23 protein-coding genes are annotated in these 22,739 nt (G+C 63.0%); 6 read left to right on the forward strand and 17 right to left on the reverse strand.

Features of this window, described 5'->3' with window-relative positions; genetic code table 11:
* Nucleotides 1-139: 139 nt before the first annotated feature.
* Complete coding sequence (locus O7A70_RS19105) at nucleotides 140-784, forward strand: cytochrome c oxidase assembly factor Coa1 family protein (protein ID WP_337141762.1); 645 nt, start codon at nucleotides 140-142, stop codon at nucleotides 782-784.
* A gap of 282 nt (nucleotides 785-1,066) precedes the next feature.
* On the opposite strand, the gene mmsB is transcribed toward O7A70_RS19105, so the two are convergent.
* Together mmsB and O7A70_RS19115 are read right to left on the reverse strand one after the other, a co-directional pair.
* Nucleotides 1,067-1,951, reverse strand: a complete 885-nt coding sequence (mmsB, locus tag O7A70_RS19110) for a 3-hydroxyisobutyrate dehydrogenase (protein WP_337141763.1) — start codon at nucleotides 1,949-1,951, stop codon at nucleotides 1,067-1,069.
* 26 nt (nucleotides 1,952-1,977) lie between these two features.
* Nucleotides 1,978-3,144, reverse strand: coding sequence for an isobutyryl-CoA dehydrogenase (locus O7A70_RS19115; protein WP_337141764.1), 1,167 nt, complete (start codon nucleotides 3,142-3,144; stop codon nucleotides 1,978-1,980).
* Between the two features lie 144 nt (nucleotides 3,145-3,288).
* Between O7A70_RS19115 and O7A70_RS19120 the strand changes: the two genes are divergently transcribed.
* Nucleotides 3,289-3,903 carry a dimethylsulfonioproprionate lyase family protein gene (locus O7A70_RS19120; protein ID WP_337141765.1) on the forward strand — a complete coding sequence of 205 codons (615 nt, stop codon included), beginning with the start codon at nucleotides 3,289-3,291 and terminating at the stop codon, nucleotides 3,901-3,903.
* The gene (locus tag O7A70_RS19125; RefSeq protein ID WP_337141766.1) at nucleotides 3,903-5,378 is read left to right on the forward strand and encodes a cobyric acid synthase; all 1,476 of its coding nucleotides are present in this window, start codon (nucleotides 3,903-3,905) and stop codon (nucleotides 5,376-5,378) included. Before O7A70_RS19120 ends, O7A70_RS19125 begins: the two co-directional genes overlap by 1 nt.
* Before the next feature lie 9 nt (nucleotides 5,379-5,387).
* On the opposite strand, the gene O7A70_RS19130 is transcribed toward O7A70_RS19125, so the two are convergent.
* From O7A70_RS19130 to O7A70_RS19145, 4 genes are all read right to left on the reverse strand, one after another.
* The gene (locus O7A70_RS19130) at nucleotides 5,388-5,807 is read right to left on the reverse strand and encodes a VOC family protein (RefSeq protein ID WP_337141767.1); all 420 of its coding nucleotides are present in this window, start codon (nucleotides 5,805-5,807) and stop codon (nucleotides 5,388-5,390) included.
* A gap of 126 nt (nucleotides 5,808-5,933) precedes the next feature.
* A complete protein-coding gene (locus tag O7A70_RS19135) occupies nucleotides 5,934-6,764 on the reverse strand; it encodes a helix-turn-helix domain-containing protein (protein ID WP_337141768.1) in 831 nt (276 codons plus the stop codon).
* A gap of 104 nt (nucleotides 6,765-6,868) precedes the next feature.
* Nucleotides 6,869-7,039 carry a hypothetical protein gene (locus tag O7A70_RS19140; RefSeq protein ID WP_084636692.1) on the reverse strand — a complete coding sequence of 57 codons (171 nt, stop codon included), beginning with the start codon at nucleotides 7,037-7,039 and terminating at the stop codon, nucleotides 6,869-6,871.
* A 51-nt stretch (nucleotides 7,040-7,090) separates the two neighbouring features.
* Nucleotides 7,091-7,876: a TSUP family transporter gene (locus O7A70_RS19145; RefSeq protein ID WP_337141769.1), complete on the reverse strand. Its 786-nt coding sequence runs from the start codon at nucleotides 7,874-7,876 to the stop codon at nucleotides 7,091-7,093.
* Nucleotides 7,877-7,994: 118 nt separating this feature from the next.
* Between O7A70_RS19145 and O7A70_RS19150 the strand changes: the two genes are divergently transcribed.
* Both O7A70_RS19150 and O7A70_RS19155 read left to right on the forward strand, forming a co-directional pair.
* Nucleotides 7,995-8,426 carry a TerB family tellurite resistance protein gene (locus O7A70_RS19150; protein WP_337141770.1) on the forward strand — a complete coding sequence of 144 codons (432 nt, stop codon included), beginning with the start codon at nucleotides 7,995-7,997 and terminating at the stop codon, nucleotides 8,424-8,426.
* A gap of 44 nt (nucleotides 8,427-8,470) precedes the next feature.
* Nucleotides 8,471-8,950: an NUDIX domain-containing protein gene (locus O7A70_RS19155; RefSeq protein WP_337141771.1), complete on the forward strand. Its 480-nt coding sequence runs from the start codon at nucleotides 8,471-8,473 to the stop codon at nucleotides 8,948-8,950.
* 42 nt (nucleotides 8,951-8,992) lie between these two features.
* Here the strand turns inward: O7A70_RS19155 and O7A70_RS19160 are convergent, their stop codons facing one another.
* The 5 genes from O7A70_RS19160 to O7A70_RS19180 all read right to left on the reverse strand — a co-directional run bounded on the left by O7A70_RS19160 (nucleotide 8,993) and on the right by O7A70_RS19180 (nucleotide 15,551).
* A complete protein-coding gene (locus tag O7A70_RS19160) occupies nucleotides 8,993-10,615 on the reverse strand; it encodes an ABC transporter ATP-binding protein (protein ID WP_337141772.1) in 1,623 nt (540 codons plus the stop codon).
* Complete coding sequence (locus O7A70_RS19165; RefSeq protein ID WP_337141773.1) at nucleotides 10,612-11,481, reverse strand: ABC transporter permease; 870 nt, start codon at nucleotides 11,479-11,481, stop codon at nucleotides 10,612-10,614. Before O7A70_RS19165 ends, O7A70_RS19160 begins: the two co-directional genes overlap by 4 nt.
* Entirely contained in the window at nucleotides 11,478-12,425 is a 948-nt protein-coding gene (locus O7A70_RS19170; protein WP_337141774.1) for an ABC transporter permease, read from the reverse strand. Before O7A70_RS19170 ends, O7A70_RS19165 begins: the two co-directional genes overlap by 4 nt.
* Before the next feature lie 205 nt (nucleotides 12,426-12,630).
* A complete protein-coding gene (locus O7A70_RS19175; protein ID WP_337141775.1) occupies nucleotides 12,631-14,109 on the reverse strand; it encodes an ABC transporter substrate-binding protein in 1,479 nt (492 codons plus the stop codon).
* Between the two features lie 161 nt (nucleotides 14,110-14,270).
* Nucleotides 14,271-15,551 carry an acetylornithine deacetylase/succinyl-diaminopimelate desuccinylase family protein gene (locus O7A70_RS19180; protein ID WP_337141776.1) on the reverse strand — a complete coding sequence of 427 codons (1,281 nt, stop codon included), beginning with the start codon at nucleotides 15,549-15,551 and terminating at the stop codon, nucleotides 14,271-14,273.
* Nucleotides 15,552-15,767: 216 nt separating this feature from the next.
* Here O7A70_RS19180 and O7A70_RS19185 point away from each other — a divergent pair, with 216 nt between their 5' ends.
* Entirely contained in the window at nucleotides 15,768-16,196 is a 429-nt protein-coding gene (locus O7A70_RS19185) for a L,D-transpeptidase (protein ID WP_337141777.1), read from the forward strand.
* 70 nt (nucleotides 16,197-16,266) lie between these two features.
* On the opposite strand, the gene O7A70_RS19190 is transcribed toward O7A70_RS19185, so the two are convergent.
* The 6 genes from O7A70_RS19190 to O7A70_RS19215 form a co-directional block, all read right to left on the reverse strand.
* Entirely contained in the window at nucleotides 16,267-17,250 is a 984-nt protein-coding gene (locus tag O7A70_RS19190) for a lipid A biosynthesis lauroyl acyltransferase (RefSeq protein WP_337141778.1), read from the reverse strand.
* 13 nt (nucleotides 17,251-17,263) lie between these two features.
* Nucleotides 17,264-18,292, reverse strand: a complete 1,029-nt coding sequence (locus O7A70_RS19195; protein WP_337141779.1) for a zinc-binding dehydrogenase — start codon at nucleotides 18,290-18,292, stop codon at nucleotides 17,264-17,266.
* Nucleotides 18,293-18,328: 36 nt separating this feature from the next.
* Complete coding sequence (locus tag O7A70_RS19200; protein ID WP_337141780.1) at nucleotides 18,329-19,600, reverse strand: beta-ketoacyl-ACP synthase; 1,272 nt, start codon at nucleotides 19,598-19,600, stop codon at nucleotides 18,329-18,331.
* Between the two features lie 42 nt (nucleotides 19,601-19,642).
* On the reverse strand, nucleotides 19,643-20,833 hold the full coding sequence (locus O7A70_RS19205; protein ID WP_337141782.1) for a beta-ketoacyl-ACP synthase: 1,191 nt from the start codon (nucleotides 20,831-20,833) through the stop codon (nucleotides 19,643-19,645).
* Nucleotides 20,834-20,888: 55 nt separating this feature from the next.
* The gene (locus O7A70_RS19210; protein ID WP_027029416.1) at nucleotides 20,889-21,182 is read right to left on the reverse strand and encodes an acyl carrier protein; all 294 of its coding nucleotides are present in this window, start codon (nucleotides 21,180-21,182) and stop codon (nucleotides 20,889-20,891) included.
* A gap of 174 nt (nucleotides 21,183-21,356) precedes the next feature.
* Nucleotides 21,357-22,502 (reverse strand): slipin family protein, encoded by a 1,146-nt coding sequence (locus tag O7A70_RS19215; RefSeq protein WP_337141783.1) that lies wholly within the window; start codon nucleotides 22,500-22,502, stop codon nucleotides 21,357-21,359.
* Nucleotides 22,503-22,739 lie beyond the last annotated feature (237 nt).

Below are 22,739 nucleotides of genomic sequence, written 5' to 3' on the forward strand. Positions count from 1 at the left end.
GAAGCCGGCCAGCCGCGCCGTGAAGGCAAATTTTCGCCGGCTTTCGACAAAGGGTTGAAGCGGACGCCGCGGAACTTCTTTGCGCATCGTCGAAGTCATGCGCTAGAACCAATCGGCATACGCACCGATGGGGGACAACATGGCCGGACAACCGCTCAACCAGCCGGCTGAAATTCCAGCCGAACTCGATCGCTGGAATTGGGGCGCCTTCTTCCTCAACTGGATTTGGGGCATCGGCAACAGCACCTTCGTCGCGTTGCTGGCGCTGATCCCCGTCGTCAACCTCATCATGATCTTCGTGCTCGGCGCGCGCGGCAGCCGCTGGGCCTGGCGGAACCGTGCCTGGCGCGACGCCGAGCAGTTCCGCAAGACGCAGCGCAATTGGGCGATTGCCGGCCTTGCCGTCTGGGTGGTCAGCATCGGCGGCTGTGCGACCATGGTCGGCAGCATCCCCTTCGTGCTCAAAGGCAGCGACGCCTTCCGGATGACCATGGACGCCGTCCGCGCCGACAACCGGGTGAAGGCCGCCATTGGCGAAGATGTGACCGACAATTTCTGGGTCGGAGGCCACCTCAACGTTAATGCGAATGGGGCGGGCGATGCCCAGTTCAGCATTCCCGTCCACGGCGCCACGGGCAAGGGCACCGTGTTTTCCCATCTGGTTCGCAATGCGGGCACTTGGACCACGCGCCTGCTCGTGGTCCGCGTGGACGGCGTCGATGCACCGATCGTGCTGACCAACGAAGATCACGTGCCGATCCCGGGCGCGGCGATCGGAATATAGACGGATCGTCGATAATAAAGGGGTCGGAAACGCAAAAACCGCGCCCCATCGGGAACGCGGCTTTGCCAGATACGCATGGCGTTTCGCTACGAAGACACTTGCGAAACTTACGGGCTCCGGTACGCGAGACCTGATCCGGAGCGCCGGGCGGATGCGATATATCCGCCTCGCAATCCGTTTTATAGGGACATCGTTACCGCGGAGTTATCGAGAGCTTAAGCAAATCTAAATTTGCCGCTCTTTCCCTGGAAATATCCGAAAAAGCTATATCGAATCCGCCACTTACGCTGAATTGCCGCGCAGAAAATTAATTATGCCGGAGAAATCCGCGCCGCCATGTCCCTGGGCGTTGAACAAGGCATAGAGCTGCGCCGCTTCGGCGCCGAGCGGCGTCACCGCGCCGGCGCCAAGCGCTGCTTCCTGGGACAATTTCAGGTCCTTCAGCATAAGAGCCGCAGCAAATCCCGGCTTGTAATCCTTGTTGGCGGGCGAAGTGGGAACCGGGCCGGGCACCGGGCAATAGGTGGTCAGCGACCAGCACTGGCCTGACGACGTCGAGGCGACGTCGAACAGCGCCTGATGCGACAGGCCGAGTTTCTCCGCCAGAACGAAGGCCTCGGCGACGCCGATCATCGAAATGCCAAGGATCATGTTGTTGCAGATCTTGGCGGCCTGGCCGGCGCCATCACTGCCGCAATGGACGATGCGCCCGGCCATCGGGTTCAAGATCGGCTCGGCGGCGGCGAAAGCATCGTCGGAACCCCCGGCCATGAAGGTCAATGTGCCGGCCGTGGCGCCACCGGTGCCCCCCGAAACCGGCGCATCAATCGACAGCAGGCCATGCTTCGCGGCAATCGCATGCGCCTTGCGTGCCGAGTCCACGTCGATGGTCGAGGAATCGATGAACAAGGCATTTTTCTTCGCCTTGGGAGCGATGTCCTCATAGACCGACAAAACATGCTTGCCGGCGGGCAGCATGGTGATCACCACGTCGGCATCCTTTGTCGCTGCGAGCGCATTGGCCATGACGACGACACCATGCTCGCGCGCGATGGTGAGGTTTTCCGGCATCAGATCGAAGCCATGCACCGTATGGCCCGCCTTGACCAGGTTTGCGGCCATCGGATTGCCCATATTGCCGAGGCCGATGAAGGCGATCGTCGTCATAGTCTCTCTCCCGGAGTTTGCTGGCGTCAGCGGCCGATCAACGCGCGCGCGATGATCACGCGCATGATCTCGTTGGTACCTTCGAGAATCTGGTGCACGCGCAGATCGCGCACCAGCTTCTCGATGCCGTAGTCGTGCAGATAGCCGTAGCCGCCGAGCAATTGCAGCGCATCGTTGGCGACGTCGAAGCCGGTGTCGGTGACGAAGCGCTTGGCCATCGCCGACCATTTGCTGGCGTCCGGCGCCTTGCGGTCGAGCTTCGAGGCCGCGGCATAGAGAAAGATGCGCGCGGCCTGCAACTCTGTCTCCATGTCGGCAAGCCTGAACTGCAGCGCCTGGAACTGGTTGATCTTCGAGCCGAAGGCCTTGCGTTCGGCCGTGTAGGCCAGTGCCTTGTCGAGCGCCGACTGGGCGCCGCCCAGCGAACAGGCGGCGATGTTCAGCCGGCCGCCGTCGAGCCCGGCCATGGCGATGCCGAAACCGGCGCCTTCGCCCGACAGGAGGTTCTCCGCCGGCACCTTGCAGTCCTCGAAGATGACCTGGCGGGTCGACTGCATATGCCAGCCCATCTTGTGCTCGTTGGCGCCGAAGGAGAGGCCGGGCGCATCCTTGGGCACGACAATGGTGGAGATGCCTTTCGGGCCGTCGGCGCCGGTGCGCACCATGACGGCGTATACATCGCTGTCGCCGGCGCCGGAGATGAACTGCTTGGCGCCGTTGAGAACATAGTCGCCGCCGCTCTTCACCGCGCGGGTCTTCAATGCAGCGGCATCGGAGCCGGAACCCGGCTCGGTCAGGCAATAGCTCGCCAGCCATTCCATGGAGGTGAGCTTCGGCAGGAAACGCCGGCGCTGTTCTTCATTGCCGAAACGGTCGATCATCGAGGCCACCATGTTGTGGATCGAGATGAAGGAAGAAAAGGCCGGATCGGCATGTGACAGCGCCTCGAAGATCAGCACCGCGTCGAGTCGGCCGAGCGCGGAACCGCCGACGTCGTCCTTGATATAGATGCCGCCGAGGCCGAGCGGTCCGGTTTCCCGGATCACGTCGGCGGGGAAGTGTTTCCTGCGGTCCCAGTCGAGTGCATTCGGCGCGACGCGATCGGCGGCGAAGGCCTGCGCCATCTCCTGGATGGCGCGCTGTTCCTCGTTGAGTTCGAACTGGCTGGTGCTCGCATCGACCGCGGCGTCCATGGCGTGCTCCCTATATGTTGGCCAGCTAGCCCGCTGGCCTGTCGTTTTTGGCTTTGCGCGCGCACCAATCTAGACCAATGATGCCGCCGCGCAACCCGACCCGCCGCCGAGCGGCTGTGCACCAATGCATGTCCGGAGCAATTTGTGACGACAAAATTCGACGAACTGCTGGAACAGTTCCACGCCTACCTTGCTTCCGTCGACGACGCCCTGGTGCGCGAGGCCGTGGCGCGCATAGGCTGGGACATGCCGGCCCGCGATCTGGAGCCGTATGCGCTCGGTTGCCTGCGCCATCTCGAACGCTCGGCTGATCTGGCGCCGATAGCCGCGAAACCGCTGTTGCAATTGCTGGCACGGCAGCGCAACGACCTCCATTGGGGGCAGACTTACGGCGAATCGGATTTCGGGAAAGATTTCATCGACAATTACGGCTGGCTGGAAATATTCGGCACGCGCGGCCATTTCGCCAATGACGAGGTTGCGGCCGGGCTGCTGATCCTTGGACCCTGGATCGTCTATCCCGACCACCATCACGTCGCCGAGGAGATCTATATTCCGCTGACCGGCGGCACCGAATGGCGCATGGGCGAGGGCGGTTTTCGCGCGCGTGAAGCCGGCGAGGTCGTCCACCATGCCTCCAATGTCAATCACGCCATGCGGACTGGCAAGGAACCTCTGCTGGCGCTTTATATCTGGCGCGGCGGGCCGCTGGCGCAGAAGTCCACGGTCACCGGAACCGCGACGCAGGGCCAGAGCTGATGGCCAAAGCGATCATGCTGCAAGGCACGGGCTCGGATGTCGGCAAGACGGTGCTGGTCGCCGGGCTGTGCCGCGCCGCCAGGAATCGCGGCCTGAAGGTGCGGCCGTTCAAGCCGCAGAACATGTCGAACAACGCTGCCGTTGCCGATATTCCCGGTAACAACAACCATGGCGGCGGCGAGATCGGCCGTGCGCAATGGCTGCAGGCGATCGCTTGCGGGGTTGCACCGTCGGTCCATATGAACCCGGTGCTGCTCAAGCCGCAGACCGATGTCGGCGCCCAGGTCATCGTCCAGGGCAAGATGTTCGGCGAAGCCAGGGCGCGCGACTATCAGGCGCTGAAGGGCCGGCTGATGGATGCGGTGCTGGATTCCTGGGGCAAGGTCGGCGAGGGCGCCGACCTCGTCATCGTCGAGGGCGCCGGTTCGCCGGCCGAAATCAACCTCAGAAGCCGCGACATCGCCAATATGGGCTTTGCCACGCGCGCCGACGTGCCGGTGGTGCTGGTCGGCGACATCGACCGTGGCGGCGTCATCGCCTCGGTCGCCGGCACGCACCTGATCCTGCCGGAAGAAGACCGGCGCATGATCGTCGGTTACCTCATCAACAAGTTCCGGGGCGATGTTTCGCTGTTCGATGATGGCCTGAAGGCGATCGAGAAATTCACGGGATGGCGCTGTTTTGGCGTCGTGCCGTGGCTGAAGGCGGCGGCGCGGCTGCCCTCGGAGGATTCCGTGGTGCTGGAGCGGCTGGCGTCCGGTGAGGCGCGCGCGTTGAAAGTGGCGGTGCCGGTGCTTGGCCGCATCGCCAATTTCGACGATCTCGACCCGCTCAAAGCCGAACCGCAGGTCGAGGTGGTGTTCGTGCCGCCGGGAAAGAAGCTGCCGGCCGATGCCGGGCTGGTGGTCATTCCCGGCTCCAAGTCGACTATCGGCGATCTCCTGAAGTTTCGCGAGAACGGCTGGGACCGGGACTTGGCGGCGCACCGCAAGCGCGGCGGCCATGTCGTCGGCATTTGCGGCGGGTTCCAGATGCTCGGCCGAACGGTGCGCGACCCCGACGGCATCGAAGGCAGCGTCATCGAGGCTGAAGGTCTTGGCCTGCTCGATATCGAAACGACGATGGAGCCGGAGAAGACGGTGCGCAATGTCAGTGCCCGCTCTGTGCCGTTCGACTTGCCGCTCGAGGGCTACGAGATCCATCTCGGCCGCACCACCGGCCCGGACACCGTGCGGCCGTCGGCGATCATCAACGGCATCGAGGATGGTGCGATCTCCGCCGATGGCAAGGTGATCGGCACTTACATGCATGGCCTGTTCGGCGCCGATGCCTTTCGGGGAAAATTCCTCGAAAGCCTCGGCATCAAGGGCGGCGGCATCGACTACCGCGCCGAGGTCGAGCGGGCGCTGGACGAGGTCGCGGCCGAGCTGGAAAACCATCTCGACTGCGATGCGATTTTCGCGCTGGCACGTTGAAGGTCCAAATCAGGCCTCCTCACCTGCTTTCGGCCAGTAGGTGCCGAACGACCAGACATTGCCTTCGGGATCGCGGCAGATGAATTCGCGGCTGCCGTAATCGCGGTTCGTCAGTTCCTGGATGATCGTCGCGCCGGCCTTCCTAGCCTTGGCGTAGGCGGCGTCGGCATCGTCGATGGCGATATAGATCGACTTGCCGCCGCCTGAACCGGGTTCGCCGACCATCTTGCCGTAGTCGTCGTCGCGCACCGTGCCCAGCATGACCATCGAAGAGCCGAAGATCAGTTCGGCATGGTGCACGACATCGCCTTCGCCATAGCGGGCACGGACGCTGAAGCCGAAGGCTTCGCCCAGCCAGTCGATCATCCTTGCCGCATTCTTGTAGCGCAAAGCAGGGTAGAGCCGAGGTGCTTCAGTGGCGGCGGGCATGGGAACCTCCTTCGTGGGTTGATCGATAAATTCCTGTTTGTGCATGTCGTTGTCCCAAACTGCTGCGCATTTTTGGGCGACATGCATCACTCTGTTCGAAGGCCGTTCCAGCGTCTTGAAGAAATGTTACCTGACCGAAAGTGCCGTTGGCGTCTCGCCTGCAAACTCGCGGAATTCGCGCACAAGATGCGCCTGGTCGGCATAGCCGCAATCGGCGGCGATATCGGCCCAGTCGGCGGTCGGCTGCCTCGACAGGCCGAGCGCCCGGTTGAAGCGGACGATTCGCGACAGCGTCTTGGGGCCAATGCCGGTCGCGTCGGAGAATTTGTCGGCGAGGTGTTTGCGGCTCCAGCCCAACCGTTCGGCAAGCGATGCAATCCGGGTCCGGCCGCCTGATGTGACGATACGGTCATAAGCCCAGGCGATTTCCAGCGGCGTCTCAGCGGCGCTCTCAAGACGAGCGGCGACGAAGGCCTCCGCAAGATCGAAACGCGCCGTCCAGTCAGGCGCGTTGCCGAGCTGTTCGCGCAGCGCCATGCCTTCCGCGCCAAGCACGTCATCGAGCAAGACCATGCTGTCGGTCAAGTCGCTCATCGGCAGGCGGAAGAAGCGGCGTGCGCCAAGAGGTGTGAAATTGACCTGGATGCAGCAGGCGCCGCCGAAGGATTCGATCATTACCGGACCGGCGAAAAGGCCGGCGGCGAAACTGGCGAAGCGGTCATTGTCATCAGGCGTCCTGCCGAGGCCGATGGCGAAGGGCTCGGCGAAGCTGATCACCAATGGCACCGTCAGCGACGCGTATTCGACATTGCGGAAATGGCCCGCCGCCGTCTCGCGATAGCCGCAGATGTCGATGACCACGCCCTCGAGCGCAGGATCGGGAAAACGCCGGCGCATTTCGAATAGCCCCGATATGGAGCGATCCTGTTCTTTCCGGCGCTGCATCTCGATTGGCATTGGCCATCCTTCCGCCAAGCGAATCTAGCAGAGCCCGCATCAAAATCAAAAACGCCCGGCTTTTGGCCGGGCGCTCTCGGTCCCCACTTGTCGAGGGAAACTTGTCAGGCGCCGCGCATCAGGCAGCCGGCGGCGAGGACGATGTAGGCGACGAGCACGATCCACACCGATGCGAGCGGAATGAACGCAAAAACGCCAAGCGCGGCAAGAATGCCGATGATGGCGATGACCAGGGAAATGATGAAAACAATCTGGGTAGGCGCGCTGAGATTCATGTCTGGCTCCTCCAACATGATTCGAACAGCGATATTGTAACAGGCGCGTGATCACACACCAATCATGACACGCAGCGGGTTGGCCGGATCGGCCAGCAGCTTCACCGCCAGAGCCACGCAGACGATGACCAGCAGCGGCTTGATCAGTTTGGCGCCGATGCGCATGGCGAGACTGGCACCAAGCCGGGCGCCGAGGAACTGGGCAACGCCCATCATCAGGCCGATCTTCCAGGAGATGACGCCGACGGCGGCAAAGACGATGAAGCCGCCAATGTTGGAAGCGAAATTGAGCAGTTTGGTGTGCGCCGTCGCCTTGAGCACGCCGTAGCCGGCGAGCGTCACGAAGGCCAGCATATAGAAGGAACCGGCGCCCGGCCCGAATACGCCGTCATAGAAGCCGATGGCCGGCACCACGGTCACGCCGAACAGGAAGGGCGACAGGCGCTCGGCCCGGTCGACATCGTTCATGTTGGGCTTGAGCGCGAAATATAGCGCAATGGCAATCAGCACCAGCGGCAGAGCCGCGCGCAACAGGTCGCCGGGCACGATCGTGGCCAGCAACGCGCCGACGGCACCACCGGCTAATGCCAGCAGCGCCGATGGCAATTGCCGGCGCAGGTCGACATGGCCTTTCGAGGCATAGTGAATCGTCGCCGACCCGGAGCCGAACATGCCTTGCAGCTTGTTGGTTCCAAGCGCCTCGACGGGCGAGAAACCGGCAAGCAGCAACGCCGGAATGGTGATCAGTCCGCCGCCGCCGGCAATCGAATCGACAAAGCCCGCGGCAAAAGCCGCGAGGGCAAGCATGGTGATGGACTGGATGCTGAGGTCGATCATCTGATCTGTCGAGATGTCCGGTCGGCTGAGATAGCGCGCGTTCGACCACGACCACCCCGTTTGCGCAAGGCCGATTCCGCGCTAATTCTATTGAAGAGGAATCGGAAAGGGGCCGTTCATGGCATTCGCGTTGCTGGACCAGATACGCTCGATCTTCGACGGCGACCCGGGCGTGCGCAAAGTCGCTGACGACCCCGTCCTGTCGGCGGAACTCTTGATGCTGTTCCGGATGATCCTGGCAGATGGCACAGTGAGCGAGAGCGAGATGGTTGCCTTCCGGCGCATCTGCAAGGATGCCTTCGGCATTCCGGAAACCAGCATCGACAGCGTCATCGAATATCTCAACGAATTCGGCTACGAGACCAACGGCTCGCAGGCGATCGCGCTGTTCCGCGATCTCGACGTCGAGCGGCGCAAGCAATTGGCGCAGCATATGGCAGAGATCGCCAAGGCGGATTCGCAGCTGGCCGAAACCGAGGTGCGGCTGCTCCGCCGCACGCTCGATTTGCTCGACATCAGTCCGGTCGATGTGGTGAAGCCGGAAGGTTGACACTGCATGAGACAACCAATCGCCAGCGCCGAGGGGCTGTTTGTGTGAGCTTCGCCGATAGCTACCTCGGACAATTGCGGGCGCTGATCGGCGACCGTCTGGTGCTGATGCCGGGTGCGCGTATCGTCATTGAACGCGCAGACGGCAGCATTCTCCTGCAGAAACGAACCGATTTTGGCTTGTGGGGCTTGCCCGGCGGTAGTGCCGAGGAAGGCGAGGGCCTGGAAACCCTGGTGATCCGAGAAGTACTTGAGGAGACCGGCTTGGTCGTCAGCGATGTCGAGCCGTTCGGGTTCGGCTGCGACCCGAATTATGAAACCTTCCAGTTCCCGAATGGCGATCGCGCGCAGTTCTTCGCGCTGATGTTTTACACGCGCTCATTTGAAGGCGAGCCGGCCGTCACCGATGACGAGAGCAGTGCCGTCGACTGGTTCGCGCCCGACGGCTGCCCGAAATGCTGCCCAATATGGCGCGCAGCGTTGACGCCTATCTCCGGTTCAAGACCACCGGAAAATTCCAGATGATCTGAGAGGGTCCCAAAGCGGCGCCACTTTGGGCGACATGCATCAGCCCTGTTCCTGCATCCGTCGAGCGATCGCGCGATGCAAATCCGGGGCGGCGGTGACCAGCGCCCTGGCGGCTTCGGATTGCGGATGGTCGAGCACCTCGCTCGTCTTGCCGCGCTCGACGATCTTGCCGTCATGCATGACCAGCACTTCATCCGTGATGGCGCGGGCGACGGTCAGGTCATGGGTAATGAAGAGATAGGCGATGCCGAGTTTCTGGTTGAGATCGGCGAACAGGTCGAGGATCTGGGCGCGGATCGAGACATCGAGTGCCGAGACCGGCTCGTCGGCGACCACCAGTTTCGGGCGGGTGATGATGGCGCGGGCGATCGACAGGCGCTGACGCTGGCCGCCCGAAAATTCGTGCGGGTATTTGTCCATGTCGCGTTGGTCGAGGCCGACTTCGTGGAGCGCGTGCGCCACCATCTCGCGGCGTTCGGCCCGCGTCGGTTTTTTCTCCAGGACATGAAGCGGCTCGGCAACCAGTTTTTCGACCTTCTGGCGTGGATCGAAGGACCCGTAGGGATCCTGGAACACGACCTGCATATCGCGCCTGGCCGGCTTCAGCTCGGCTTCGCTCTTGCCGGTGATGGCTTCGCCGCGAAACCGGATCGCGCCCGAACCCGGCCGGTCCAGTGCCAGGATCATGCGGGCAAGGGTCGACTTGCCGCAACCGGAGCGGCCGACCAGTGCCACCGACTGGCCCGGCGCCATCGAAAGGGAGACGTCGTCGACGGCGCGAATCGCCGGCGCACGGCTGAACAGCGAGATGCGGCGGCCGGGGTAGTCGCGGGTGACGCCTTCGACCTGGAGCAAGGGTTGGTCCGTCCCGACACGGTGAGGCTTGGCGCGCGTCGGAACATGCATCGAAGCCTGCGCCAGCTGGCGCGTATAGGGATGAAGCTGGCCGGAGAGCGTGCGCGCCGTGTCGCCTGCTTCCATCACCTCGCCATGGCGCAGGATGGTGATGCGGTCGGCCATCTCGGTCACGACAGCGAGATCATGCGAGACCAGCAGCAGGCCCATGCGGTTCTCCACCACAAGGTCGCGCAGGAGGTCCAGGATCTGCGCCTGCAGCACCACGTCAAGCGCCGTCGTCGGCTCGTCGGCGATCAGCAGCTTTGGCTTCAGCGCGCAGGCGATGGCGATGACGACGCGCTGGCGCTGGCCGCCTGACAGTTCGTGGGGATAGCGCGACAGCGGGAACTTTGCCGAGGGCAGACCGACGCGGTCGAGTATTTTTCGCGCGCGCTCCTCGGCATCGGCACGGCTTGCCCTGGTGTGCCAGCGTATGCCTTCCGCAACCTGTTCGCCGATCGTCTTGACCGGATTGAGCGCTGTCATCGGTTCCTGGAACACCATGCCGATGTCGTCGCCGCGCAGGGCGCACATCTGGTCCTCGGTTGCCGTCAGGATATCGATGCCGTTGAATGTGACGCGCCCGGTGGGGCGTGCGGCATGGGGCAGGAGCCGCATCACCGTCAACGCGGTCATCGATTTGCCGGAGCCGGATTCGCCGACCAACCCCATGACCTCTCCGGGCGCGACGGAGAGCTGCATGTTCTTCAGGATTTGAGTGTCGCCGATGGCCAGCGACAGATTGTCGACTTCGAGCAGGCTCATCGCTGCCGCCGCGATTTAGGATCCAGAATGTCGGCGATGCCGTCGCCCAGGAGGTTCAGGCCGAGCACGGTGACGACGATCGCCATGCCGGGGAAGATCGCCATCCACGGCGCCACCACCATGCGCGTCTGGGCGTCGAACAGCATGCGGCCCCAACTCGGCATTGGCGGCTGCGCGCCGAGGCCGAGATAGGAAAGCCCGGCTTCGGCCAGGATGCCCAGCGCGAACTGGATTGTGCCCTGCACCAGGAGCAGCGTGGCGATATTGGGCAGCACATGTTCGATCGATATCTGCGTGCTGCTCTTGCCGGCGGCGCGCGCGGCAAGGATGAATTCGCGCGGCCAGACGGCAAGCGCGCCGGCACGGGCGACGCGGGCAAAGACCGGAATGTTGAAGATGCCGATGGCGATGATGGCGTTGATGGCGCCCGGCCCGAAAATGGCGGTGATCATTATGGCCGACAGCAGCGCGGGGAAGGCGAAGACGAGATCGTTGACGCGCATCAGCGCCTCGTCGACGAGGCCGCCGCGCGCCGCGGCGAAGGCGCCAAGCGGCACGCCGACTCCCATGCCGATGCCGACGGCGACCAGCGCCACGGCAATTGAGTTGCGCGCGCCAACCATGATCATCGACAGGATATCGCGGCCGAAATGGTCGGTGCCGAACCAATGCGCCAGCGAGGGGCCTTGCGTCTTGTCCGCTATGACCAGCTTCGTCACATCGTAAGGTGTCCAGACATAGGAGACGATGGCCATCGCAAGGATCAGCACCGTGATGACGAAGCCGGCGACGAATGCGGTATTCCCAAACGCCTTGGCCAGGATGCTGCGGAACGTCTCTTCGGGGATGTCAATGCGCAGCGTCATTGCCGGGTCCTCAGGCGAGGATCGACCACCGCATAGGAAAGGTCGACGACGAGGTTGACGGCAATGACGGCGGCGACCAGCAGCATGACAACGCTTTCGACGACGATCAGATCGCGCTGGGTGATCGCCTGGAACACCAGCCGGCCGAGACCGGGCAAATAGAAAACATTCTCGATGATGATGGTACCGGCGAGCAGGAAGGCGAATTGCAGGCCAAGAATGGTCAGCACCGGGATCATGGCGTTGCGCAGCGCGTGCCGCCACAGCACGGCGCGATAGGGCAGGCCCTTCGCGCGGGCGGTGCGGATATAGTCCTCGTTCAGCACCTCGATCAGCGCCGAGCGGGTGACGCGCGCCAGGATCGCCGCTTGTGGCAGGGCAAGCGCTACCGCCGGCAACAGCAGCGATTTCAGCGCGGGCCAGGCGCCGGCTGCCCAACCGGGAAAACCACCGGCTGGGACCAGGCGAAGCCAGACGGCAAAGACATAGATCAGCATCAGCGCGAACCAGAAATTGGGGACGGCGACGCCAAGCTGCGCCACGCCCGTTGAAATCGTGTCGCCGGCCCGTCCGCGCCGGCTGGCGGAATAAAGCCCGACCGGAATGGCGATGATGGTAGAGAGCGCCAGCGCGATCAGCGCCAGCGGCAGCGAGACGGCGAGCCGTTCACGCACGAGGTCGATGACCGGCACCGAATAGGTATAGGAGCGGCCGAAATCGAGGCTGAGCAGGCCACCGACCCAATGCAGGTAGCGCAGGACAAGTGGCGCGTTGAGACCCATCTGGTTGCGCAAGAGTTCGACCTGATCGGCGCTGGCATTCATACCCAGCATCAGCCGCGCAGGGTCGCCGGGGAGGACCTCCAGCACGGCGAACACCACCATCGAGGCAAGCACCAGCGTGGCGAAAGCGATGGCGAGGCGCTTGAGGAGGTAGGCTGTCATGGGAACTGGGGGAGCGTGGCGTTCTTCCTTCTCCCCTTGTGGGAGAAGGTGGCCTCGCGAAGTGAGGTCGGATGAGGGGTGCTGGACGAATTGCAGGTTGAGTTTGTTCCAGCACCCCTCATCCGTCTTGGCGCTTTGCGCCAATCCACCTTCTCCCACAAGGGGAGAAGGGAAGTCCCGCGCAACCGCTGCCGCACCACAAGCCTCACTCGCTCCACTTCACCTTGGTGAGATCATTGGCCTGGATAGGCGCGTTTTCCCATAATCCCTGCAATTTGGCGTCCCAGACGCCGATCTTGGGCAGTTCGTAGAGGAAGCCGACCACGGCATCGTCGGCCAGGATCTTCTGTGCCTCGCCAAGCAGTTCCTTGCGCTTGGCTTCGTCCGAGGTGAGGTTGAGGTCGGCGATTATCTTGTCGAAGGTCGGATTGTCGTAGTTGAAGTAGTAGTCCTTGCGCGAATAGATATCGATGTCGTTGGGTTCGGTGTGGGAGACGATGGTCAGGTCGTAGTCCTTCTTGGTGAACACCTGGTCCAGCCACTGCGCCCATTCGACCGGGATGATTTCGAGGTTGATGCCGACATCGCGAAGCTGCGAGGCGATGATCTCGCCACCCAGCCGTGCATAGCTGGGCGGCGGCAGTTTCAGCGTCGCCTTGAAGCCGTTCTCCAGCCCAGCTTCCTTCAGCAACTCCTTGGCCTTGTCGATATTGTGCGGATAGAGGCCGGTGAGGTCGACATAGTCCTTGTTGGCTGGCGACATGTGCGAGCCGATCGGCACGCCAAGGCCGGCCGAGGCGCCGTCGATGATCGCCTTGCGATCAAGCGCGTAGGAGATCGCCTGCCTGACCTGCAGCTTGTCGAAAGGCGGCTTCTTGTTATTGATCGCCAGGATGGTCTCGCCCTCGGTCGAGCCGATCACCACCTTGAACCGCGGGTCGTCCTTGACCTGTGCCAGGCTGTCGGGATCGAAGAAGGGGAAGGCCTGGATGTCGCCGGACAGCAGCGCCGGCACATAGGCCGCGGCATCCGGCACGATGCGGAACTCGACCTTGTCGAGGAACACCGGAGCGCCCCAGTAATGGTCCGCTTTCACCAGCGTGATCGATGATCCCTTGGCCCAGTTCTGGAATTTGAAGGGGCCGGTGCCAACAGGTTTTTCCTTGTTGGTATCGGCGGATTTCGGCGACACCATCACCGCGTCGCCCCATCCCATATTGTAGAGGAAAGACCCTTGCGGGTTCTTCAGCGTGACCTTGACCGTTGCCGGATCGATGATCTCGACCTTGTCGATGGCCGCGAACAGGCCCTTCTGCGCATTGACCGAATTGTCGGCGCGGGCCCGGTCGAGCGAGAATTTCACGTCGTCAGCGCTGAAATCGGCGCCGTCATGGAATTTGACGCCGGTGTGCAGCTTGAACGAATAGACCTTGCCGTCGTCGGAAATTGTCCAGCTCTCGGCCAGATCCGGCAGAACCTCACCATTGGGGCCGATCCGGGTCAGACCCTCGAAGACGTTGGCGTAGAGCACTTCCTTGATCGCCGCCGCGGCGCCCGCGGTTGGATCGAGATGGGGCGGTTCGAGCGGAATGCCGATGACCAGGTCGGTCCGGGCCGCAAAGGCCTGACTTCCTGCGGCCAGCGCAAGGACCGCCGCGGCCAGAATGGTTTTCCACAGTCTCATCGTGCAACTCCCCATGCGTTCAGGACACGTGCTCAAACCGGGCGATAGAAGCGTGATTTCGCGCGGGAGTAAATTGCGTTTCGTGCTGCCGGGCAGCATGGCCGGGAATGTTTTTGCCGTGCCAGCTCTGTCGGCAGGTCGAAGCTTGTCGCGATGCTGGGTTATTCCGTGGCGGTGCCACGCAGCAGCACGTTGAGCCCGATCGCCATCACCTTGGCTGATTCCACCATGTCCGATATGCCGACCCACTCGTCCGGCCGGTGGGCAAGATCGAGAATGCCGGGTCCGTAGGCGATGCAGTCATAGATGTGGCCGATGCGAGCGATATGCTTCTGGTCGTAGGTGCCGGGCGAAATGACGTAGTCGGGCTCGCGGTCGAAGACCGCATGAATGCCTTGCGCCACCGCCTTGACCACGGGCGCGTCGCGCTCGGTCATCAGCGGCAGTACTTCCATAAGGTCGCGGATTTCATAATCGAACTTTTCGCGCTCGCGCTTCAGTCGGTCGAGAATGCCGGTCACTTCGGCTTTGACCGTGACGAGATCCTCCTCCAGCAGGAAGCGGCGGTCGATTGTCAGCCGGCAGGAATCGGGCACGTTGGGCGAGGGCAGGCCGGGCCGGAAATCCTCGGTCTGGCCGCCATGGATGGAATTGATGTTCATGGTCGAGCGCCTGGCGCCTTCCGGCACCACCGGCATGCGCGTGATCTTGCGGTCGAGCGCCGGAAACAACTCGTCCTCGAAGGCCCGCAGGACGGCGCCCATGTGGCGCACCGCATTGTCGCCGAGAAACGGCATCGAACCGTGTGCGATCTCTCCCTTGGTCTCGATCTCCGCCCACCAGACGCCGCGATGGCCAAGGCAGATGCGGTCCTTGTTCAACGGCTCGGGGATGATGACGTGGTCGACCTTGGGTTTCGAGAAATAGCCGAGCCTGGCCAGATGGGCGACGCCGCCGAAGCCGCCGGACTCCTCGTCGACCGTTCCCGAGATCTCGATGGCGCCGGGAAAGTCGGGGAAGACTTCCATGAAGGCTTCGACAGCGATGATGGAGGCGGCGAGGCCGCCCTTCATGTCGCAGGCGCCGCGGCCATAGACCTTGCCGTCCCTGATGACGCCGGCAAAGGGATCCACGGTCCAGCCCTCGCCGGCCTCAACCACGTCTATATGCGAATTGAAGTGGACGCAGGCGCCGGGTGACCGGCCGTCGAAACGGGCAACGACATTGACGCGCGGATAGCGATCGGTGTCGCCGGGCGTGCCTTCGGCGCGGATGAACTCGGTCTCAAAGCCGCGCTTCCTTAGCCGCGCACCAATATAGTCGGCGCATGGCCTGTAGGCTTCGCCGGGTGGATTTACGGTCGGAAAACGGATCAGGTCGGCGGTCAGCGCCACCAACTCGTCGCGCCTGATATCGATTGCCTTGAGGAGTCGCTCGTTCATGCCGCGATTTGAGCAGCGATCGCCGTGGTTTTGCAAGCCCGTCGATCAAACCGTGCAGCGTGTCCCTGCGGCAACTATCGCGGGAAATCGTTCAAATTAGCTGCTTTGGATTGGCGAATTGATCAAGGACTGTGTGTTATCCGTTCACCGCCATTAAAAAGGTGAAAAAGAACGTGATGGCGGGCAGGCAAGGGGCAATCAAAGGGGTTTGATCGCATGAAAATGTCATTTCTCAAGGCAGCAGTATTGGTTGTTGCGCTGTTTGGCGCATCGGTCGCAAGTGAGGCGGCCACATTGGTGGCGAATATCGATGTGTCGTCGCAGACAATGACGGTCCGCTATGGCGCTTCGGTCTATCGGTGGGCCGTGTCGACCGCTCGGCCAGGCTATTTCACGCCACGCGGCACCTACCGGCCGCAACGCACGGCGCGGATGTGGTATTCGCGCAAATACGAAATGTCGCCGATGCCTTATTCCGTATTCTTCCATGGCGGCTATGCCATCCATGGAACAGGCGCCGTCAGGCAGCTCGGCCGCCCGGCTTCGCATGGCTGCGTGAGGCTGCATACGGCCAATGCCGCGGCATTCTATTCGATGGTGCGCGACGTCGGATTCGTCAACACGCGCATTGTCGTCACCAATTAGGCAATTGGCGGTTCACTGATATTGGCTTTGTCTGCTGGCGGAGGAACTCACGTTCCCGCCAGCGGCTTGCTCAGGTGTTTGAGGCGGAAGCCGGCTTGGTGCGCGTTTTTCGCCGCCAGTTGCTGATCTCCCACCTTTTGTGGAACCACATCCACTGGCCGGGATCCTCGCGCACCCAGCGCTCGACGACGTCGTTCAGCATCTGGGTGGTGGCGTGAACGTCGACGCTGCCGTCGGCGGTGCGCGGCAAGACCAGCTTGTCCTCGATCTCGAGCCGGAAGCGGTTGCCCGGCAACCTGACACAACGCGCCGGATAGACATCACAGTCATAGTGACGGGCAAGGGTGCCGAGCACGCGGTTGCTCTGGCAGGGACGGCCGAAGAAGGTGGTGTCCAGGCCGTTGGAGAATTTCTGGTCGACGAGAATGCCGATATTGCCGCCATTCTCCAAGACTCCCGCCAGCGCGAACGAGGCGCCAGCCATCGAAGGCAGCAAGCCTCCCATGGTCGATCGCCTTGTCGAAAGGATGTAGTCGGCCAGGTAGGGGTTGTTGGGCGGCCGAAACAGCGCCGTGATGTTCATGCCGAAGGTCGCGGCCGCCACCGGCAGCAGCTCGAAATTACCGAGATGGCCGGTGAAGACGATATGCGGCTGCTTCTCGGCCGCGATCTCGACGAAATGCTCTGTTCCCTTGACCTCGATACGACCCGGCTTGCCGGCGGCGGGGTCATAGTCGAACAGGGCGTCCAAAAAGATGTATTCGGCGGCAAGGCGGGCCATGTTGCCCCACATGTCGGAGGCGATGGCCTGGATTTCGCCATCACTCTTTTCCGGATAGGCCTTGCGCAGATTGTCGATGGCGACCTGGTGGCGTCCGACCCTTGGGCCGATGAGGCGAGCCGTGCGGTCGGCAAAATTCAGCGCGCTGTCGACCGGCAGCAGGCGCAGCAGCGACATGATGATCATCGCCACGCGCGCGACAAGCCAGTAATTCATCTGGCGCAGTTGTCTGCCATAGCGAAATGTCAGATCGCGGCGAAGCTTCTTGAGCACGGAAATCTAGGCTCTAGGCGACGCGCAGGATGATCTTGCCGAAGACGGCGCGGCCTTCCATGCGCTTCAGCGCGGCATCGATATCGTCGAAGCCGACCTCGGTGTCGATGACCGGCGCGACCTGCCCCGCGGCCATCTTCTGCATGGCGTTGGCCATGTTCTCCATGCGGCAACCGAAGGATCCGAGCAGTTTCAACTGCTGCTGGAAGAGCTGCATCAGGTTGATCTGCGTCGACACGCCCGAGGTCGAGCCGCAGGTCACCAGGCGGCCACCGCGCTTCAGGCACAGCATCGAGCCGGCAAAGGTGTCGGTGCCGACATGCTCGAACACGACGTCGACGCCCTTCTTCTTCGTCAGCTTGCGCACGACGCCTTCGAAGCGGTCGTCGCGGTAGTTGATGACGTGGTCGGCGCCCAGCGCCTTGGCCTTGTCGATCTTGTCGTTCGAGCCGACCGTGGTGATGATCGTGCAGCCCATCCGCTTGGCCAACTGGATAGCCGCCGAACCGATGCCCGATCCGCCGGCATGGACAAGGATCGTCTCGCCGGACTGCAGCCTGGCATTGTCGAACAGCATGTGCTCGACCGTGCCGAAAGTAACGGGTGCTACCGCGGCCCCGATGTCGGTCACGCCGGGCGGGGCGGGGACCAGCAGGCGCGCCGGCAGGTTGATCTTCTCCTGCGCGAAGCCGTCGAGATGGAAGCCGTGAACGCCCGAAACATGTTCGCAGAGATTGTCGCGGCCTTCGCGGCAGGCGCGGCAGAGGCCGCAGGTGCGCGCGCCGTAGATCGACACCAATTGTCCGGGAAGCAGGCTGGAAACGCCGGGACCGACCGTCTCGACCTCGCCGGAAGCCTCGGCGCCGACGACCAGCGGCAGCTTGCGCTTGGCGAAGGCCATGCCACGCCAGCCCCAGACGTCGATATGGTTCAGCGCCACCGCCCTGATGCGCAGCGTGACTTCGCCAAGCGCGGGGGGTGGCGGGGGTGGCAGGTCCACCGTTTCAAGGCGGCGGTCCTCGATAAGTTGCAGTGCGCGCATGGAGCCTGTCGGTTCTGTTAAGCGGAAAGGGCTCGCTTAGACCGGTTCCCGCGCCATGACAAGGCAAGTGTTCTGACCGCCGAAGCCGAAGGAGTTCGACAGTACAGTGCGAACCTGCGCATCGCGCTTCTTGTTCGGCACGACGTCGAGCACGATCGCAGGGTCGGGATTGTCATAGTTGATGGTCGGGGGAATGACGCTTTCGCGCATCGTCATCAGCGAAAACGCCGCTTCGACCGCGCCCGCCGCCGACAGTGTGTGGCCGATCATCGACTTGTTGGACGAGATCGGCATAGAGCCGATGCGCTCGCCAAACACCGTAGACAGCGACAGGTGCTCCATCTTGTCGTTTTCCGGCGTCGAGGTGCCGTGGGCGTTGACATAGTCGATCTCGTCTTCGCCGAGGCCCGCATCGGCAAGTGCGGCCCGGACAGCGGCAATCGCCGGCGAACCGTCCGGCTTGGAGCGGGTGCGGTGGAAATCGTCGGCCTTTTCGCCACAGCCGCTGAGGATACCAAGAACGGCGGCCCCACGGGCGAGCGCCGCCTCCAGCGATTCCAGCACCAGAGCGCCGGACCCCTCCGCCAATACGAAGCCGTCGCGGTCCTTGGAAAACGGCTTGGAAGCCTTTTCCGGATTGTCGTTGTGAGTGGAAAGAGCCGACAGCAGCGAAAAGCGGATCAGCGCCTCGGCGGTTGCCGAACCGTCGGCGCCGATCGACAGGGCCCGGTCGCATTCGCCACGGCGGATCGCCTCGACGCCGAGCTGGATGGCGGTCGCGCCGGACGCGCAAGCCGTCGAGAGCGTGATCGGCAGGCCGCGCGTACCGAACCGGTCGGCGAGCCGGTCGGCGATCGAACCGAACTGGGTGGTTTCGAAGACATCAAGCTCCTTCAGGCCGCGCGCCACACGCAGCAACCTTTCGGCGCCGGAATCCTGCTTGTCGGAATTGTAGAGCGAAAAGCGGTCGTGCCAGTCGAGTTCGACCGGTGGCGAGGCGAGGAACAGAGGGCCGCCGAAATCATCGGAATTCAGGCCGGCTTCGCCAACGGCCTCCTGCGCCGCGGTTTCCGCCAGCTCGTAGGTGAGGAGGCTTGCTCCCTTGGAGCTCGACGGCAGAAAATCGACCATGCCGGAGATACGCGTGTTGAGGTGATCGACCGGGAAACGGGTGATCGGGTGGATGCCCGACTTGCCCGAAGTCAACGCTGCCCAATTATCTGATTTGCCGACGCCGAGCGAGGTCACCACCCCGATGCCGGTGACGGCGACAACGGGCCTGCCCATGTGATCTCTGAACTTGGCCATCCGGGAGCCCCTCTTATCTCTGCGGCATGATCGGGAAACGCCTCAGGCGGCGTTGACCAGCGCCATGCCCTCGAATTGGTGATAGCCGATCGCCGTTGCAAGGACGCTCGCGGGAATGCCTTCGAATGGCTTTTCGGCCGTAGCATCAAAAACAGGGTAGGCGGCCTTGCGGTCGACAGCCAATGCCGCCAGCGCCACGGCGAAGGGGAACTGTGCTTCCTTCATATGCCCCGTCAGCGTCGAGAAACCGCGCGCGGCGATTGCCGGATTGGCATCGAGCGCTGCTTTCTCGGCAATGGTTGCCGCATGTGCGCCGGACGCGCCAGACATGGCGAGCAACTTGCCGTTCGGCGGCGCCGCCTGTTTGAGCAGGAGAGCGATCTCGCCATCGAGTCCTCCGCGCGACCGCCTGGCACGGCCGGACACGATTTGTCCGAGCTCCGCGTAAATCTTGCGCCCGCGGCTTGCCGCGTGTTCGCGCTGCTCAAGCACCAGGAAGGCCCCGCCGGAACCTGACACCACGCCGCCGCCCTCGGCGCCCTGCCTTTGCCAGACAGGCTTCCACGGGCCGCGATGCAGATAACCGGCCAACTCATAGCCGAGCAGCATGTCGGAATGTTCGGTCTGGAAGGCGCCGCCGACCAGGATGTGCGTCGACTGGCCGGAGCGGATTCGCGCGGCCGCGGTCTCGACGGCGGCGACGCCAGCGCCTTCCTCGCCCATGAAGGTGCGCGACGAGCCCGTCACCTTGTGGACGATGGAGATGTTGCCGGCGAGCAGATTGGAAAGCTGCGCCAGGAACAGAGTTGGGCGCAGCTCGGTGGTCAGCTTCTCGTTGAGCAGCACGTCGCGGTCGTTGCGGTTTTCCGAAGCGGCGAGAATGTCGGCGTCGACCGCTTCGTCGCGCTCGCCGCCGCCGGCCGCCACGACCATGTCCATGGTGGTGCACAGCTCGTCATTGCCCTTGATGCCGGCATCGTCCAGGGCGAGGCCCGCGGCATAGGTGCCGAGCCTCTGCCATGTCTCCATCTGCCGCTGGTCGCCGCGCTTGGCGATCTGAACGTTCCAGTCGATCTCGGACAGCGGATGGACGGTGTAGGGTGCAAAGCGCGCGGCTTCGAGCACCGGCTGCTGGCCGGGTTGAGCCAGCTTCTGCCAATGGGCGTCAGGGCCTTCCCCCAGCGAGGAAACAAGGCCGATACCTGTGATGACGACGTCGTGGGGGCTGCTCATGGGCGGCTTTGTGGGTCAGTCGGCGGAGCGCGTCAAGTCACGCGCCCTGATGACCTCAGGCGGTCTTGGCGGCAACCAGCGCATCGATCTTGGCGCACAGGTTCTTCATGACGAAGTAATCGTCGGTCGAAGCCTTGCCGTCATTGACTTCCTGGGTCCACTTTTCCAGCGGCACCTTGATGCCGAATTCCTTGTCGATGGCGAAGACGATGTCGAGGAAGTCGAGGCTGTCGATACCGAGATCGTCAATGGTGTGGCTCTCGGGCGTGATGGTGTCGATATCGATCTCGCTGGTATCGGCAATGATCTTGGCGACTTTGTCGAACGTGGTGGAGTTCGTGGTGGACAAGGGCTTTTCCTTCTTTGCGGGCGGAATCTGTCCGCATTCGTTTGAGCGCTGTCTAATCGGTTTTTTCCGGCAGGAAAAGGCCTGATAAGCCGGGCACAGATGGGCAGGGCGCCCAGGAAACGCAAGAAGGGCCGCCGGTTGACCCGGCGGCCCTTCCATTGACGTAACGTAAGCTCAGCTGTCGCGGAGCTTGACCAGGTCGTTCAGCAGCCCGCCCGTTCCGTTGTGGACGGTCAGCCGCTCGACCTTGCCGGCGATGGTTTCCAGAGCCTCGAGCTCCTTCAACCGCAGCATCACCGGGTTTTCCGCCATCACCCTGGCAGTATTGAGCAGGGAACGCGTGGCGTTCGTCTCCTCACGGCGGCGGATGACGTTGGCCTCGGCCTGCTTTTCGGCCGAAACCACCTGGTTGAGGATCTCGCGCATCTCGCCCGGCAGGATGACATCCTTGAGCGCGATATCGCTGACCTCGACCCCGATCTCGGCCATGTCGGCCCGGACCTTGGCCGCCGCCTCTTCGTCGACCGTCACCTTCTTTTCAAGGATCTGGTCGAGGGTGAGCGCGCCCAACGTCTTGCGGAAGGCGTACTGCAGGGCACGGTAGAGGGCCTCGGAGAAGTCCTTCACCGCGCTCACCGCCTTGACCGGATCGACGACCCGGTATTCGGCGGCGATGTTGACGCGGATCGTGACGCGATCCCTGGTCAGCACTTCCTGCCCGGCGACGTCGAGCGACTGGCGCTTGAGGTCGACGACCTTGATCTGCACCATCCGTCCGACGTTCCAGAAGCCGTGCACGCCAGCGGCAAGTGTCCGCACAAGGACACCGTCGATGAACAGCAGCCCGGCCTGGCCGTCGACAACCGGGTGAACGGACATCAATTCCGCCTTCCGAGCCTGGCCGAGCCGGCGCATGACCGCCGGATCGATGGCAAGATCGGCCGAGGTGTCGATCACCGTCACCTTCCACGGTCCGGCATCGGTCCACAGCACCAGCTTGCGGTCCGGCGCCAGCACGGAATGGAGGTTGCCGTCACGCTCGATGACGGCGACTTCCGTGCGTCCGGTGCGGACGACGGTGAAATGACGCGCCGCCACGTCCGGGAGCTTGTCGAACAACGCCTTCTCGTACGCCGAAACGAATTCCGGGTTCTTCAAATCGTGCCGGGACACCTCAAGGCCCTGGTTCCGGTTGGCGAGCCAGTGCTCACCCGGCAGCAGGACAGCCTTGATCTCCCCCTTGTGGAGGGTGAGGGCACGTTCGTTTTCCCTTACGAGGACGCGCTCGCGCCCAAGAACCTTGTCGAGAATAGTCGTCATTGTCTTACTCCTGTCGGGCATGGCCCCATGCGAGGCGTCACGTCATGCGTCGATCTTCCCTTCGTTTCTCGTTTCACTTCGAATTCCGGCACGAATGATCCAGGGACTGGTGGCATCAATCCGAGGCGGGCCTTCGGGAGCGGATCGCGGGGCAGTGAAGCGGGCGCCGGAAGCCAAAACCTCCCTTGCCGGCGGCGCTGCGCCTTGACCATCACCGCGAGCCTGGCCGCGAGCCGA

Source organism: Mesorhizobium sp. Cs1299R1N1 (genome assembly GCF_037179655.1).
GTDB lineage: Bacteria > Pseudomonadota > Alphaproteobacteria > Rhizobiales > Rhizobiaceae > Mesorhizobium > Mesorhizobium salmacidum.